10 protein-coding genes are annotated in these 17,757 nt (G+C 51.4%); 8 read left to right on the forward strand and 2 right to left on the reverse strand.

Annotation, left to right across the window (positions count from 1 at the left end; genetic code table 11):
• Positions 1–1,714 (forward strand): AAA family ATPase (locus ACQY8X_RS03515; RefSeq protein WP_428033757.1); only part of this gene is annotated, 1,714 nt, incomplete at its 5' end.
• Positions 1,715–2,620: a general secretion pathway protein GspB gene (locus ACQY8X_RS03520; protein WP_428033758.1), complete on the forward strand. Its 906-nt coding sequence runs from the start codon at positions 1,715–1,717 to the stop codon at positions 2,618–2,620.
• Positions 2,621–2,704: 84 nt separating this feature from the next.
• On the opposite strand, the gene ACQY8X_RS03525 is transcribed toward ACQY8X_RS03520, so the two are convergent.
• Together ACQY8X_RS03525 and ACQY8X_RS03530 are read right to left on the reverse strand one after the other, a co-directional pair.
• Positions 2,705–4,675: an ankyrin repeat domain-containing protein gene (locus ACQY8X_RS03525; RefSeq protein WP_428033759.1), complete on the reverse strand. Its 1,971-nt coding sequence runs from the start codon at positions 4,673–4,675 to the stop codon at positions 2,705–2,707.
• Positions 4,676–4,730: 55 nt separating this feature from the next.
• Entirely contained in the window at positions 4,731–6,056 is a 1,326-nt protein-coding gene (locus ACQY8X_RS03530) for an NAD(P)-binding domain-containing protein (RefSeq protein ID WP_428033760.1), read from the reverse strand.
• Positions 6,057–6,369: 313 nt separating this feature from the next.
• On the opposite strand from ACQY8X_RS03530, the gene ACQY8X_RS03535 reads away from it, so the two are divergent.
• The 6 genes from ACQY8X_RS03535 (at position 6,370) to ACQY8X_RS03560 (ending at position 17,606) form a co-directional block, all read left to right on the forward strand.
• Positions 6,370–7,209, forward strand: a complete 840-nt coding sequence (locus ACQY8X_RS03535; RefSeq protein WP_428033761.1) for a c-type cytochrome biogenesis protein CcmI/CycH — start codon at positions 6,370–6,372, stop codon at positions 7,207–7,209.
• A 14-nt stretch (positions 7,210–7,223) separates the two neighbouring features.
• Complete coding sequence (locus ACQY8X_RS03540) at positions 7,224–8,126, forward strand: hypothetical protein (protein WP_428033762.1); 903 nt, start codon at positions 7,224–7,226, stop codon at positions 8,124–8,126.
• Between the two features lie 437 nt (positions 8,127–8,563).
• Positions 8,564–10,150, forward strand: coding sequence for a cytochrome C (locus ACQY8X_RS03545; RefSeq protein WP_428033763.1), 1,587 nt, complete (start codon positions 8,564–8,566; stop codon positions 10,148–10,150).
• Positions 10,151–10,174: 24 nt separating this feature from the next.
• Entirely contained in the window at positions 10,175–14,923 is a 4,749-nt protein-coding gene (locus ACQY8X_RS03550) for a hypothetical protein (RefSeq protein ID WP_428033764.1), read from the forward strand.
• The gene (locus ACQY8X_RS03555) at positions 14,923–15,381 is read left to right on the forward strand and encodes a hypothetical protein (protein ID WP_428033765.1); all 459 of its coding nucleotides are present in this window, start codon (positions 14,923–14,925) and stop codon (positions 15,379–15,381) included. The genes ACQY8X_RS03550 and ACQY8X_RS03555 overlap by 1 nt, the downstream gene beginning before the upstream one ends.
• A 26-nt stretch (positions 15,382–15,407) precedes the next feature.
• Positions 15,408–17,606 (forward strand): SPOR domain-containing protein, encoded by a 2,199-nt coding sequence (locus ACQY8X_RS03560; protein WP_428033766.1) that lies wholly within the window; start codon positions 15,408–15,410, stop codon positions 17,604–17,606.
• The last annotated feature ends 151 nt before the right edge of the window (positions 17,607–17,757 follow it).

The raw sequence follows: 17,757 nt of genomic DNA on the forward strand, positions 1-17,757 counted from the left end.
CCTGTGTCGCTGCATGCTGGATCATATTGCGGAAGATACCGAAGTCGCCTTTATCCTCAATCCAACGCTGAGTTCAGAAGAGTTACTGGCGAGCATCTGCGATGAACTGCATATCGGTTATGACCAGCAAAACCTCAGTATCAAGCGACTCTCGGATGCGATCTATCATCACCTGTTAAAGCGCCATGGTGAGGGTAAGAATACCATTCTGATTATCGATGAGGCGCAAAATCTCAGCCCCGCAGTACTTGAGCAGATGCGTTTGTTAACCAACCTTGAAACCAAGGAGAAAAAGCTGCTGCAGATCGTCATGTTTGGGCAGCCCGAACTACGGACACTGATTGAACGCCCGGAACTAAAACAGCTGGCACAACGAATTACCGCCCGGTTTCATCTGGCACCGCTGCAACTACAAGAAACGGAGCACTATATCAATCACCGCCTGGCAATAGCCGGTTATAAACCGGTGGCGCAAACCCCCAGCCCGGTGCCAGGCAACCTGATCAAACAGATTCACTACCTCAGCGGCGGGGTTCCCAGGCTGATCAACATTATCTGTGACCGGGCGCTGCTGGGAGCTTATGCCCGCAACGAGCCCGCCATCAACACAGAGATACTCTATCAGGCAGCCAAAGAGGTCTTTGGCGAAAACCGATCCAAACCTGAAGGTTCTTTTCTCGGCCCACTAACCGTCGCTCTTGGCAGTATCTTTATCGCCCTGCTGATCTATCGCTTCTATCCAACAGCCAGTGACTGGTTATCGAAAACGACAGCAGCACAGGCAACCATCGTTCAGAGTCAGGAAGCGCCAACAGCGACGGTGGCAGCAGAGACTAACGCAACCAACTCAGTGCAACCAGAGACAAGCAACGCCATAACATCGCCAGAAGCAACTGAGCCATCGCCATTATCATCCGCTGCCTCTCCCGAGCCGGCAACAGCCTTCGACCCGGAACCCTCTAACCCGGTTGCCCCGTCTCCGCTGATACAGAGCGTCACGGCGAGCGAAGAGACCTCCAACTCATCACTGATAGCAGCCAGCCTCACCGATAAGCCCCCACCAGCCACTCAACCGGCCCGTGATTTACACCAGTCTGAGGCGAGCGCCGAGCCCACGACTGATACCGGGGTTAATGCTGAAGTCCGGGCTTATCAGTCTCTCTTCGACATCTGGCAACTGCAGATGCCGGATAATCAGGACCCGTGCCTGTTTGCTCTGGATAACGGTTTACGCTGCCTGCATCAGCAAGGGAGCTGGCAACAACTAAAGCGCAATAACCGTCCGGCGCTGGTGCGCACACTCGGCCAAAATACCGTGCTCAACAGTCAGACACTTATAGCTATCGATAATGGTGTCGCCATTTTCACCGATGGTTACCATCGCTGGACAACCCCGTTATCTCAGCTGGATGATTCGAGTCTGCTTAACTACACATTGCTCTGGCGACCTCCCGAAGGCTACCATAAGCTAACAAAGCCCGGCAGCAACGGCCCCCATATTCTCTGGATTAAGCAGCAACTGGCGCAGCTATCGCCACTGTTTCAAAGCGTGATGAATGACTCTTTTGATGATCAGCTGGTACTCTACGTCAAGGCGTTTCAGCGCAGTCAGAACCTGCTGCAGGATGGCATTATCGGCCCCGAAACACTGATTCGTCTCAACACCCTGGTGGACCGCAATATTCCGCTACTACTGAGCAACCGGGAGCCATAGATGTCGTATATTCTCGATGCCTTGAAAAAGTCGGAACAGGAGCGTAAAAGCCAGCCAGTCATCGATATCGCTACGCCCCAAAGCCACCCTTCCAGGCCCAAACCTGAACGCCAAAAATGGCTCTGGATCGTTCCAGCGCTGCTGACCGCAAATATTGTTCTGCTCATATGGCCCGCCCCATCATCAGACACCACCGCCGTTACAGCCGGTTTTGTTCCGTTGACAGAACCGCGCAGTCTGCCGCCGCAAGCCGCCGAAAATACGCCTGAGGTGATCAGCAGCCCAGAGAGCCTTTCCCAGACCCGTCGTACAGCGCCCTCTTTGCCGATGACTGCAGACCCGTTAACGAATGATTCTCAGGATGCAAGCCCGATACAACGCTATCATCGTGATCCGTTTGCACCACTGGAGGGAGACCCGGAACCTGCAGCCGCAGCACCGTTGTCCGTTACAGAAGCGCCTAGCGCAATGAAAGCTGCTGGCGCCACAAAAACCACGATCGCCCTCCCCAACCCCGATGTTGAGCAACTCAACCGCAGCCTTCTCAACCAGGCACTGATAGAACAACTGGCGCCATTAAGACAACCTCCCCCCCCTCAGATAGCAGCAGCGCCGTCGACTGCGCCAGATAGTTCCTCAATGGCGGATGCGCTGGCACTCACAGATAACCACAGCACCAGAATTCCGCTACTCAGTGAGCTGGACGCTGACACTCAGAACACGATTCCCGACCTGAAAGTATCGGTGCATATCTATGCGCAGGCTCCGGATCAGCGGATGGCGAGAATAAATGGCAAAATGCTACATGAGGGACAGAACCTGAACAGTGACTTACGACTGGCGGAGATCAGACCTGAGTCACTGGTTTTCAGTTTCCGGGGCAGATCTTTCCAGCTACTCAGATAGCTGACCAACCTGCCAGAGGTGCGGTTTAAAATAGAAACAGGGCAAACCAAAGCTAAACAGAATGACTCTGTATAGCTTCGGCGCTTAACGATATTGTCTTAACAGCTCAAGCATCGCTTTATTTCCAGTGGCTTCAGCAAGCTTGAAACTATCCTGGCCCAGCTGATTTTTACGACGTGGCTGAGCACCGTTATCCAACAACCATTCAGCAACCTCAACATGCCCACCATTAACCGCCAGCATCAACGCGGTCTGAGTAAACTGATTGCGCACATTGATTGCGGCACTCTGCTCCGCCAACAGAATAACACTGTTGCGATCACCCGCTGCGGCGGCAACCATCAACGGCGTATTACCTTTACCATCCGGTTGATTAATATCGGCTCCGGCAGCAATCAGCCATTTCAGTGACGCAATCTGTTTACGCGAGATCGCCCGGATCAGCGGTGAACTGCCATTCAGGTCAGCGAGATTAAGATTCGCCCCCTTGTCCTTCAGAGCCTGCATCGCCTTCAACGCACCATGATCAGCGGCATACCAGAGCGCAGTTCGCGACTGTTTATCCCGGGTATCGGGATCAACACCATGACTAACAAGCAGTTCAATCAGCTGTGGCAGGTCAGATGCGGATGCTTCCAGCAGCACATTTGCCTGTTCCCGTTTGAGGAGCTTGCCAGAGCCACTGTCCAACAGCTGTTTAACAATCTCAGCATGTCCGTTTTTAACCGCCAGCATCAGTGCACCATCACCGTTTTCCAACAGTGGCCGCTGATCTGCACCTTTTTTAATCAGCATGGCACTAATCTTATCGAAGCCCCGTTCAGCCGCGAGCATCAGCAAACTGTGCCCGTCGGGCAGCCGGTGGTTTACATTGGCACCGGCATTGATCAGCATTTTTGCAATGTCAGTGTTACCCTGCCACACCGCTCGGCTCAGCGGTGTGTGCCCCTCCTGATCAACCTGATTCAGATCGGGCTTGCTGCGTAACAGCTCAGCCACCACTTTATCCTGACCACGCCAACTAGCCAGCATCAGTGCCGACCAGCCCTGGAAAGGATTGCTGTCTCCGGTCACAACCTGATCAACTGAGTTTAACGCTTCAAGTGCTACCAGTGAGGCATCGCGTTCAGGAGGTGCCAGATTGTTGCGTTTCGCGCCTTTAGCATTTAACCAGCTAACAACTTTTTTATGATCGCGGTTAACTGCCAGATCCAGGGCGGTATAATCACTGTGATTAATACCATTCATCCCTACCCCGGAAGCGACCAGCAACTTCACAGTATCCAGATGGCCGCTACCGGCAGCGAGGTGCATCAGCGTATTACCATTATCATCATGCGCCGCTTTATCCGCTCCCGCTTTCAGCAGTAATTTGACAACCTCAGTATGTCCATTCTGCGCGGCGGCCATCACAGGGGTGACACCAAACTTGTCCTCCAGCCCAACCTGAGCCCCGGCCTGCAGCAGAATGTTTACAGTCTCGACATGTCCGGCTTCAGCGGCCTCGTACAAGGCGGTGCGCTGATTTTCATCATGGCTGTTGATATCCGGTTTTTGCTCCAGCAACTGTTTTAACTCGTGATTACTTCCCTTCTGCGCCAGCCACAACAAGGCCTTGTCTGTGTCGACCGCACGATACTCTTTTAACTGTTTCTTTTGCCGGGTTTCTGATGCGTCTTTATGCATCTGACGCCGTGCCAGCGGATGTCCCGCATCAGCCGCAAGGGCCATCAACTGTTCCGACCGCGCTAAATCCTGCTCGACACCCCAGCCCTTTTCATACATAACCGCCAGGTTATAGATCGCTTTCACATGCCCCTGATCTGCGGCTTTTTCCAGCCAGTACACCGCTTTTTCATGACTTTTAGTCACCCCCTGACCGTTACGGTAGAGCGTAGAGAGCATATATTGTGCTTCCGCATCACCCCCTTCGGCCAAAGGCCTGAGTAACGCCTGAGCGCCGCTATAATCCTTAACACGAATAGCGGCTTTGACATCGCCCAGCTCCTGGTGGGCACCATAAGCCGGGGATAGATTGAAAGGTAAACTCAGCAAACAGATTGCCAGAATGAAAAGTGGGGCGGACCACCACCGCGAATCAACAGCCCGATCAGGCAGTACCATATTTCGTTTCGACCTCTATACCTATCTGCTTCAAAAAACCGGTCGGCAGAATACCACCAGCACATACGATCACACTGTCATTGGGTAACCGGTGCAGCTCATCGTTACAATTAAGCACCACTTCTGATTCCAATACCTCATTGACTGTCGAGCTTAACATTAAGTTCAACCGGCCACTTGCAACAGCCTCTTCAACTTTACGGCGATTCTTCTCTTTCGCCCGGCCAAATGCGGCACTACGGTAGGAGATCGTCACCGTCGTGCCCGGCTCTTCCGCGATGCTGGTGGCGGCTTCCAGAGCACTATCGCCCCCGCCAACCACCAGAACATGTTTACCTTTATACTGCGCCGGATCAACCAGACGATAGACTACTTTACTCTGTTCCTCTCCCGGAACCCCCAGTTTACGTGGAGTTCCCCGGCGACCAATTGCCAGTAATACGGCCCGGGTACGGTATACCGACTTATTGGTAGTCACCTCGAAGCCGCCATCCGGCAGGTGATCAATATGATCAACCCGCTCTTTATAGTTAACCTTAAGGCCGGTCTTACGTTCGACTTCAGCCCAGAAGTCGATCAGTTTCTCTTTGGTGGTTTCTTTAAATTGAAACTCCCCCACCAGTGGTAGTTTTGCCGGGGCGGTCATCACCAGCTTACCGCGGGGAAACTGCGCCACCGTACCACCCAACGATTCCTGCTCAATGGTTTTAACCGTCAGTTTTTTTTCCATTGCTCCCAGTGTGGCGGTAATTCCCGCAGGGCCAGCCCCCACGATAAGCACATCCAGTAGATCACCACCGCTGCCCATTCCCGGCGCCTTGGCAATCGACTCCATCGCTTTACGCCCCTGCTCGGTGGCGTTTTTAATCAGCCCCATGCCGCCGAGCTCTCCGGCAATATAGATTCCGGGAATATTCGTCTGAAAGTCCGGTTTAACATTGGGTATATCCAGCCCCCGCCGCTCTGTACCAAATACCAACTCGATAGCGTTAGCGGGACAGGCCGTTTTACAGGCACCGTGACCAATACAGTCAGAGGGGTTTAACAACTCAGATTTATTATCAATCAGCCCCAGAACCTGATGTTTAGCCTCCGGACAAGCATTAACACAGGAGCCACAACCGAGACACAGTGTACTGTTTATAATCGGATGCAGTGATGCCGGCTCAGTCAGACCGGCAGCAACTGCATCCGATTTAATCGCCAGATTGGCACGGGTCTGAGTGGTTTTGTACCAGTTATACAGCATCCAGATCGCCAGTAGCGGTGCGCCAATAATAATATACTGATAAATATCAGGCTGTATGTTCATGTGTAATACCTATTAAAACTAAAACGTCCGGATCTTCTATCTTCACTAAATATGAGCGTGAAGCCTTCCCTTTCATCTCTCTCCTATCAAAAAGAAAACCCGATTTGCTATTTAATACGTTAATCAAATTAACTAACAACAACAACTGTCTCCAACAGTACACACCCAAACCCAGAGCGTTTATTAAAAATTCGCAACAATGATAAATAACACACATAAAATTTAATTATCTGTTTGATAATCATAGGTTTTAGTAAAACGGTACAACTTATGCATTGATAGAATAAAACTGATATACGGAGTTTCTTATAGTATGACTCGCAATACCCTGTTCACTGCACTGGCTTTAACTACAGGCCTGGCCGTTACTGCATTTGTCCTGACCAGCAGCAACTCTACTCAATCTGGTAACGTCGCCGGTGGCATGACTCAACGGGACACCACTCCATCCTCCCTTATGGCAGTCCAGGCAGCCGAAACCACCGCGACCATGGAGGCTGGCCCACTTGATCAAATGGCTCAAAAGCTGAAAGACCGGCTGCAAAATGAACCGGATGATATGGAGGGATGGGTCTTACTTGGACGTACTTATCAGTACATGAATAATCAGGCTGCGGCTGACGAAGCCTATGCAAAAGCAACCGCGCTGGGACTCGCACCCGCCCGTCTTGCTGAGATACGTAGTGGCATGGCAGCGAAGACGCCCGCCCAGCCCTCACGGGTCTTCCCGGAACCCAAAACATCCCGCAATCTGACTGCAGTGATGATTGATCAGGCGCTTAAGGACAGTCCCGATAAAGCTCAGGCATCCGTCAGTGGCAGCGTCAACATCACCCCCGAGCTGGCCCAACAACTGAACAATAAAAATGCCACGCTGTTTATCTTTGCCCGGGCGGATAAAGGGCCACCAATGCCATTAGCCGCTATCCGTCAGACTCCGGCAAAACTGCCCTTCAGCTTCACCTTGAATGATAGCAACGCCGTGATACCCGACCGTAAATTGTCTTCCGCGACAGCAGTCGTGATTGGCGCACGTATCTCGTTCAGTGATAGTGCCACTGCGACTCCGGGTGACCTGGAAGGGTTTAGTCAGACCATTGATCCCACCGCTGGAAACAACGTAACCATTGAAATCAACCAGATTCGTCAATAACAAAAATTAATCAGATGAGCATTAACGACGTGGCGGAACAACAGCAAAAAGCCGATATAAACAAGCTCCACCTCTCGCCTTTTGAACAGTTTGCAGCGCCCTTCGTCTCAGTGGCGCTGAGTCTGTTTCTGCTATGGGGGTGGCAACAGCGGGATGAATACCTGATTACCGCTGAATGGGGGCTGGGATACTGGCTAGGACTTGTAGCCGGTGTTTTTTTCCTACTCATTTTCATCTATCCCGTGCGGAAAAAATTCAAATTTATGCGCAGTACCGGGGCGATTAAAATCTGGTTTAACCTGCACATGTTTATCGGTGTTATTGCTCCGGTGATGATCGCTTTTCATTGCAATTTTTCCCTCGGCGCGACCAACAGTAACGTTGCCCTCTATTCGATGCTATTCGTGGTGGCCAGCGGTGTTGCCGGGCGTTATATCTACGCCCAGATCCATTACGGCCTGTTCGGCACCCATGCCCGCATTGAAGAGCTGATGGATATCAGCCATGAAGCGAGAAAGATGCTTGAACAAACCAGCGGACTGGCCCCAACCATTCAAAATAAAATCAAAGAGTTCGAAGAATATGTCATGAAACCCAGCGCTGGAGCACTGAGCTTTATTCCACGCAAGATCTTCATCGGCATAAGCACCTGGCTTACCTATTTCAGCCTGCGTCGGCGCCTGCGACCAATCATTGCCACTCAGGCCCGTCTCTCTGGCTGGGACAAAAAACAGGAGAAAAAACAGTTCAAAGAGAGCTGCAAGCTGGTAGACATACTACTCAGAGCGATACGCAAAATGGCGGTCTACACCTTCTATGAGAAGCTCTTTCATAACTGGCACAAAATTCATGTGGTCTTTTTTAGCATGCTACTGATTACCGGTTTGATTCACGTTGCTGCCGTTCATATGTATTAATTTTCATGTGAGAATTTTTTCTCATTATTGAGAGTATCAAATCAGAGACACCGTAAGTAATTGATATTATTAATAAAGTTAACTTATCACTTATTTTGCGTATGGACTTTGAGACAACATCAACATCCGCTGTTTCGCGCTTTTATGAGAGAACCCTTAACAAAAAAACATAACATACTGATAAATATAGCTTTTACTTAAAAGGGTCTGGTTATTGCTATTAATAACTAAAGAATTAACGCACGGATTATTGCCGGGGTGATATTACTTAATGCCCCCGATCGATTAACTAATTCCGACTAATACAATCTGTGCAGACGAAACATATCAAGACAGCAGGCCTGTTCGGGGGAATGGCCATCTCTATTTATTCCTCCGCTTTTCCGTCCGCACCCCTAAGGCATCAGGGTTTGCGGCATAACTATACCGGAGGTTGAGTGAAGCTCTCTGATCGCATCTTAACGCTGAAATACATTGCCCTGGTGGTATTGCTAGGCTTCAGTGTGCCTGGAGAAGCCAATATCTTCGAAACTATCCTCATGCCCGGTAAAGTGATCAATGGCCACGCGCAGTTCGAAACCGAGTGCGATAGCTGCCATGAATCTTTTGATCAGACCAAACAGCGCAATCGCTGTCTGGCCTGCCACGATCATCAGAATATCGCCAAAGATATCGAACAAGGAACTGGATTCCACGGCCGGATGGAAAACAGCAAAAACATTGAATGTAAAACCTGCCATTCTGACCATATGGGCAGAGACGCCGACATTGTCCAGCTGACTCACTCCACGTTTAACCATGACCTTACCGATTATCCACTTAAGGGCGAACACCGGACGGCCGCCTGTGGCAATTGCCATGAGGCGTCGCATCGCTTTCGTGAAGCCCCCGACCAGTGTATCGACTGTCACAAAGAGAGTGACAAGCACAATGGTAAGCTGGGCGAACAGTGTGACGACTGCCACAAAGAGACCGGCTGGCAGGATACCGGCTTCAACCACGATGACACGGACTTCCCACTGCTGGATAAGCACGCCGACGTCAACTGCAGTAGCTGCCACGCCGATGAGCAATACAAAAATATCCCGACAGAATGTGTTTCATGTCACCGCCTGAACGACGCTCATGGTGGTCACTTTGGTGGCGAGTGCGAGAAGTGCCACGCCGAAAAAGGCTGGGACAAACTGAAGTTTGATCACAATAACGATACTGAATTCCGCCTCAGGGGCGCGCACAAAGAGACCAGCTGTAATAACTGCCATGTCGATCCTCCTTATGACAAATCACCCGGAGATCAGTGTATCGACTGCCACCGTGCCGATGACACCCACCAGGGCAAAAATGGTACTGCATGTAAGGACTGTCATAGCGAAAACAACTGGCAGAAAAGCAGCTTCGATCACAACCGGGACACCGATTTCAAACTCAAAGGCAGCCATAAACCCCTGGAATGCCATAGCTGCCATAAGGGAAGCCTCGAAGACAAGCTTGAAACGGACTGTATCAGCTGTCACAAAGGTGACGACGTCCACAAAGGACAACAGGGTGACAGCTGCAACCGCTGCCACAATGAAGAGTCCTTTACTGGCGTCATCCGTTTTGACCACGATCTGACCCGTTTCCCCCTGATCGGCCAGCACGCGATTACCAGTTGTGAAGAGTGCCACCTGGAACAAACATTCAAAGATACGGCCCTGGCTTGCAGCAACTGCCATAAGGACGACGATGTTCACAAAGAAACGCTGGGCAGTCGTTGCGAACAGTGCCACACGCCCAACGACTGGGGTATCTGGCAGTTTGACCATAACACCCAGACCGATTTTGAACTGACCGGCAAACACAAAGAACAGCCCTGTGATGCCTGCCATATTAAGCCTGTTAAAGAGTTGGATGATATCAACCAGGCTTCAGATTGTTTTAGCTGCCACCGCAGCGACGATGTTCATTTTGGCGGTTTCGGACGTTTTTGTGAACGATGCCACACGACCGAATCGTTTGACGACACAAGCAACCTGGGTCAATAGACCCGGGGGATATAGGTGATAAGTATGTCATTAATAACAATTAAATCTGTTCCATCAGCCGCCAGTATGCTGCGGCAACTTATCCCCTTATTGATGCTGCTGTTACTCAGCCTGATGCTGCCGACCGCCGCTCAGGCAATGTCCGATCCGGACAAACTGCAGCAGCTGGATACAGAAACCCAGAAGACTGAGCAGAGCTCCGTCCGTACAAAAGCCAACCGTGAAGAGTTCGACCACCTCAGCACGGGCTTTATGCTGGATGGCCAGCACGCCAACTTAGAGTGTTCCAGCTGCCATATTAAAGGGATGTTTAAAGGTACACCGAACACCTGCTCTGCGTGTCACTCCTCATCCAGTATTGTGCCTGCGTCCGCCAAGACCAGTGACCATATTAATAGCAGTAAAAACTGTGAGAGCTGTCATAGCCCGGGTAGCTGGACCGATGTCCCCAAGGTAGACCATGATGAAGTCACCGGCAGTTGTGTATCCTGCCACAACAACCAGGTCGCTTTCGGTAAACAGAGTAATCACCCACCCTCCAGCGATAACTGTGCAGACTGCCACGCAACCAGCGGCTGGCAGACCTCATCATTTGACCATAGCGGCATCGAAAACAACTGTGTTAGTTGCCACAATGGTTCCCAGGCCACTGGCAAGGGCGGTAATCACATCCCCACCAACAATGTCTGTGAAGACTGTCACCGTCCAACCAACTTTAGTGACATCAGCTTATGGAACCATCCGGACAATGGCAGCAACTGTAGCAGCTGTCATAACGGTAGTTTCAACACCACTGGAAAAACCAGAAACCATATTCCCAGCAGCAATAACTGTCAGGATTGCCACTCGGTCAACACCTGGACTGGCGCAAAATTTGACCACGCAGGAGCGACAAACTGTTCATCCTGCCATAACGGCAGCATCTCAACAGGCAAGAACTCCGGCCATATTAATACCACCAATAACTGTGAAGCCTGTCACTCCAGTACCAGCTGGTCGCCGGTTACGCAGGTCGACCACGGTGAAGTCAATGGTAGCTGTGAAAGCTGCCACAACGGCACCACTGCTTCAGGAAAATCGGCCAACCATATTCCCAGTAGCAATACCTGTGAAGATTGCCACAACCCAGACCGTGGCTGGGCCGATGCTACCTTTGCTCATCCGCCGGGGGTAAGCAACTGTTCCAGCTGTCATAACGGCACGACAGCAACAGGCAAGAACAGCGGTCACATAAATACCACTAACAGCTGTGAAAGCTGTCACACACCAACCAACTGGTCACCTGTTACCCAGGTTGACCATGGACAGGTTAACGGCAGCTGTGAAAGCTGCCACAACGGCACTACAGCTACAGGCAAAAGCACCAGCCATATTAACACCACCAATAACTGTGAAGCCTGCCATACCCCATCCACCTGGTCCCCAGAGACCCGGGTTGACCATAATGAAGTGAGAGGCACCTGTGAAAGCTGCCATAACGGTTCTATTGCTACCGGAAAGTCTGCGACCCATGTCCCCACTACCGCCAGTTGTGCCGATTGCCATAACCCGGATAGCGGCTGGGCCAATGCGGTCTTTGATCACAGCAATGTGACGCAAAACTGCTCTACCTGCCACAACGGCAGTACTGCCACCGGTAAAAACAGCGGCCATATTAATACCAGCAACAGCTGTGAAAGCTGCCATGCGAATACCAGCTGGACACCTGTAACGCGGGTTGATCATAATGAGGTAAATGGCACCTGTTCTACTTGTCATAACGGCACTACCGCCAGCGGTAAGAGTTCAGGCCATATAAACACGACTAATAACTGTGAAGCCTGCCACACCCCTTCCACCTGGTCTCCGGAAACCCGGGTTGATCATAATGAGGTACAGGGCAGCTGTGAAAGTTGTCATAACGGTTCGATTGCTACCGGAAAATCCGCCAGTCATGTACCAACGAACGCAACTTGTGCTGACTGCCACAACCCCGACTCAGGCTGGGCCAATGCAGTATTTGACCACAGCAATGTGACGCAAAACTGCGCAACCTGTCACAACGGCAGCACAGCCACCGGTAAGAACTCCAGCCATATCAACACCACTAACAGCTGTGAAAGCTGTCATGTGAATACCAACTGGACACCAGTAACCCAGGTTGACCATACCGAGGTGCTCGGCTCTTGTAACAGCTGCCATAACGGCACCACGGCCACCGGTAAAAATACCAGTCATATCAACAGCACCAATAATTGTGAAGCCTGCCACACGCCTAGCAGCTGGTCTCCGGTCACCCGGGTTGATCATACTGAGGTGAATGGCAGCTGCAGCAGCTGTCACAACGGTACTCTGGCAACCGGTAAAGGTACCAGCCATATCAATAGCAGCAGTAACTGCGAAGCCTGTCACACCTCAAACAGCTGGGCACCGGTCACGGTGGTTGATCATACCGAGGTGAATGGCACCTGTAGCAGCTGCCATAACGGCACCACTGCGACCGGTAAAAACAGCTCTCATATCAACACCACCAATAACTGTGAAGCCTGTCACACGCCGACAACCTGGTCACCGGTAACCCGTGTCGATCACGCGGAGGTGAATGGTACCTGTAGCAGCTGTCACAACGGCACTATTGCGCTGGGCAAATCCGCGAACCATGTGCAAAGCAGTAATACCTGTGAAGACTGTCATAACACCACCAGCTTTACCGGGGCGGTATTTGATCACAGCGGTGTCACCGGCAACTGTTCCAGCTGCCACAATGGCACCACCGCAACAGGTAAAAATGCAACACACATTAACACTACTAACAACTGTGAATCTTGTCATACCCCAACCACCTGGGCTCCGGTTACCCGCGTTGACCATGGAGAGGTCAATGGCAGCTGTAATACCTGCCATAACGGTACGATAGCCACTGGCAAGAACAGCACCCACGTTAACACCACTAATAACTGTGAAGCCTGTCACTCATCAACCAGCTGGGCTCCGGTTACCCGCGTTGACCATGGTGAGGTTAATGGTAGTTGTAGTACCTGCCATAACGGCACTATCGCTACCGGTAAGAACAGCAGCCATATCAGCAGCACCAATAACTGCGAAGCGTGTCACTCATCGGCAAGCTGGACGCCAGTTAACCGGGTTGACCATGCTGAGGTCAGCGGTGCCTGTAGCAGTTGTCATAACGGCACCATTGCAATTGGGAAATCCGCCAACCATATTGCCAGCAGTAACACTTGCGATGACTGTCATAACACCACCAGCTTTACCGGTGCAGTCTTTGACCACAGCAATGTCACCGGCAGTTGCTCTAGCTGTCATAACGGCACCACGGCAACGGGTAAAAACAGTAGCCATATCAATACGACTAACAACTGTGAGTCCTGCCATACTCCGGTCAGCTGGACACCTGTCACCCGGGTGGACCATGCCGAAGTCAATGGCACCTGTAGCAGCTGTCATAATGGCACCATTGCCCTGGGTAAATCCGCCAACCATATCCAGAGCAGTAATACCTGTGATGACTGTCACAACACCACCAGTTTTGCTGGCGCGGTATTTGATCACAGTGGTGTGACTGGCAGCTGCTCTAGCTGTCATAACGGCACCACGGCAACGGGTAAAAACAGCAGCCATATCAATACGACTAACAACTGTGAGTCCTGTCATACTCCGGTCAGCTGGACACCTGTCACCCGGGTGGACCATGCCGAAGTCAGTGGCACCTGTAGCAGCTGTCATAATGGCACCATTGCACTGGGTAAATCCGCCAACCATATCCAGAGCAGTAATACCTGTGATGACTGTCACAACACCACCAGTTTTGCCGGCGCGGTATTTGATCACAGTGGCGTGACTGGCAGCTGCTCTAGCTGTCATAACGGCACCACGGCAACGGGTAAAAACAGCAGCCATATCAATACGACTAACAACTGTGAGTCCTGCCATACTCCGGTCAGCTGGTCACCCGTAACCCGGGTAGATCACACCGAGGTCAATGGCACCTGTAGCAGCTGCCATAATGGCACCATTGCGATGGGCAAGTCCGCCAACCATATCCAGAGCGGTAACACCTGTGATGACTGTCATAACACCACCAGCTGGGCAGATGCAGTCTTCGATCACAGTGGCGTCACCGGCAGCTGTTCAAGCTGTCATAACGGCACCACAGCCACCGGCAAAAACGGTACCCATATCAACAGTTCCAATGTTTGTGAAGCCTGTCACTCCTCGGTGGCGTGGGTACCGACCACGCGGGTTGACCATGCGGAGGTGAATGGTACCTGTAACACCTGTCATAACGGTGTGATTGCGACAGGTAAATCCGCCAACCATATTGCCAGCAGTAACACCTGTGATGACTGCCATAACACCAATAGCTGGCTCGGCGCGACATTCAATCACGATAATGTATCGCCAGGCACCTGCGAAAGCTGCCATAACGGCAATACTGCAACCGGCAAACCGGGCAACCACTTTGTTACCTCGGTAGCCTGTGATGAGTGCCATAACACAACCTCATTCGTGGGTATTAACTTCAACCACAGCTCTGGCTCCTATCCGGGCGACCACAGAGCCAACCCTGGTTGTAATGCATGCCATACCTCTAACAGCGAGACAATCCCTTGGCCAACACCGGCATATGCACCGGATTGTGCAGGCTGTCACGCGAATGACTTCAGGCCGAGTAAACATGAAGGCGACACGGTCTCCACCGCCCGTAACTGTGCGGGCAGCTGTCACCGTCAAAGCAGGCCGGAACACAGTGTTCTAGATAGGAATTGGGACTAATGAACAAACTAATTAAAGCATTACTGCTGAGCGCGCTGGTTCTGCCGGCCACTCTGATTCAGGCACAGCCCATTGGTGAGAATATCATGGAAGGGGTCGAACTGATCCGGAGTACGTCGCCCTGCGACCCGGATCTGGCCATCATCCACATGCACTACCCGGTGCGCTATATCAGCCACTACCCGCAGGACCCCAGTGATGAGTTACGGGTACGCATTAAGCATATACAGGTCGCTCAGATCGATCAGAACGCTAGCGATCTTCGGGAGTCCGCCACACCGGAAGATCACGATCTGCTGGATGAGGTGGTCTACGAGGGGGATTTTTCCGGAGGCCCTTATCTGACGCTGCAGTATCGCGAAGTGGTTCGCTCTGAAGTGCTCCAGGGAAGTGATTACCGCACTATTAAGGTATTGATCTACCCATCCAACCGAATCCAGCAGGCCAAATGCCAGTAATTCGAATTTGAAACTGAGAAAACATAATGCATAACCCGACTAAAACCCTGTTATCGACTATTATTGCTGCTGTTATCGCTGGAGGATCACTCACCACCCTTCCCTGTTACGCAGCGGCTCAGACCCAGGGCTCGGAGAGCTCAGCCATACAGTCGAGCGGCCGTTATGCAATTCACGTAGCCTCTCTGGCAAACCTGTCAGATGCTGAACAGGTGATCAGGGAACTACCATTTAAAAGTCAGGTAACCTATATCACCAGCTCAGTGGTCGACGGAAAAAAGTGGTACCGGGTCAGGGTTGGCTTTTTCCCCAGCGCGAAAGATGCCGAAGCATTAGCGGTATCAATCCGCGACAGACATCCTGAACTCTGGATCACCAAGGTTCCTGAAGCCGAAAAGAGTGATGCCATTGCTGAAGTGAACCGCAGCACCCCGCCTGCAGTAACAGCAGAAAACCAGCCGGCAGCCGCAGCATCCCAGACGACACAACCGGTGACAGAAACAGAGCAAACCGGGAAAACGACAACGGAGTTATCACCGTCCTCCAGCCAGCCGATTGTGGTTATCACCTCTGCCGGTACGTCAGGCACCTCAGCCACTGACAGCGATGATCCCCTGGGAAAAATAATGCTCCAGGCTGAGCAGTCCATGATTGCCCAGGAGTATGATCGGGCTATCCAGCTGTATACTAAAATTCTTCGGGAGCCAGAAAACCAGTACAGCCGCCAGGCGCTGGAATTTACCGGTGTTGCCCGGGAGCGCAAAGGTCAGCAGGCTCAGGCAAAAGCAGCCTGGGATCAGTATCTGGAGAAATATCCCGATGGCGCAGACGCCCTGCGTGTCCGTCAGCGTATTACCGCAATGATCACCGCAACACAAACACCTACGGCCCGAACCACTACAACCCGTAAAGCAGAACCATCCCGTTGGGATGTCTACGGTGGCATCTCGCAGTTCTACCGCCGTGATGAGTTTTCGACTGAAACTGAAGACTTCAAAACCACCTCAGTCAACCGCGACGCGCTCTCCAACGACCTTTACCTGACAGGTCGCTACCGGGGCGATGAGTATGATATACGTACCCGGTTTTCGGGTGGATATGAGGAAGACTTTCTCGACAGCACTCAAAGTGAAGCACGAATCAGCACTTTGTACGTTGATATTCAGGACAAGCAGGCTAGCAATACTCTGCGTCTGGGACGACAGTCCAGCAGCTCTGGTGGTGTGTTAGGTCGTTTTGATGGGGTTCTGGCAGGCCATTCCCTGAATGAAACCGTTAAGGTGAACCTGGTCGCAGGCTTTCCGGTTGAAACAGCCACCTACAAAGAGGTCAATCTGGACCGGTGGTTCTACGGCGTGAACGTTGATCTGGGAACCTTCAACAACGCCTGGGACTATAACATTTTTCTGATCGAACAACGGAATGAAAACATACTGGACCGCCGGGCAATCGGTGGCGAGGTGCGCTATTTCCAGCCGGGTAAAACCCTGTTTACACTGTTAGATTATGATATCTCTTTCAACGAACTGAACACCCTGTTTACACTGGGCAGCTGGACCAATGCGAAAGAGCAGACCTTCAACCTCTCTGTCGATTACCGTAACAGTCCGGTACTAACCACCACCACGGCAATTCAAAGCCAGCCTGTCAGTACCCTGAGTGAACTGCTGGCAACGGGTATCACCGAGGACGAAGCCCGTCAGTACGCACTGGATCGCACCACCCGCAGCTTTACCACCACCCTGGGTATGGTGCAGCCGATCACCGATGATTTTCAACTCAGTGGCGACCTGACTATTTCCAAGCAGGGCGACAGTAAAACCTCTGGCGGTGTCGATGGTTTTCCGGGAACAGATTATGAATACTCACTGTTTGTACAAGCGATCGGCAATAATCTGATTAAACAGGGAGATCTGGGAATAGTCGGTATCCGTTTAACCGACGCAACCACCAGCCAACGGCTGGCCTTAACATTTAACAGCCGTTATCCGGTCAACGAAAAGTTAAGAATCAATCCACGTTTTCAAACAGAATATCGCGAAAATACCGACGATAATACCTCCCAGTGGTATGTTCGCCCCTCGGTTCGTCTGGAATACCGCTGGACCCGTAAAACCCGTTTCGAATTTGAGACGGGGGGCGAAGTGTCCAACCGCGAACTCACCGACGATACCCAGGAAACTAACAGTTATTACATAAACTTAGGCTACCGTCACGATTTCTGATGCAACGGAAAGCCAATTATCATATTCACTATTGCTAATATAAAATTAGTAATAGTGAATAATTTTATTGGCAATAATTTTCATGATGATTGTTTAAAACATGACTATTAAGCAATTGTGGTTTTCCTCTTTTCTCATCTAAACTAAACAA

The sequence above is a fragment of the Amphritea sp. genome (assembly GCF_050300915.1).
In the GTDB taxonomy this organism is placed as follows: domain Bacteria; phylum Pseudomonadota; class Gammaproteobacteria; order Pseudomonadales; family Balneatricaceae; genus Amphritea.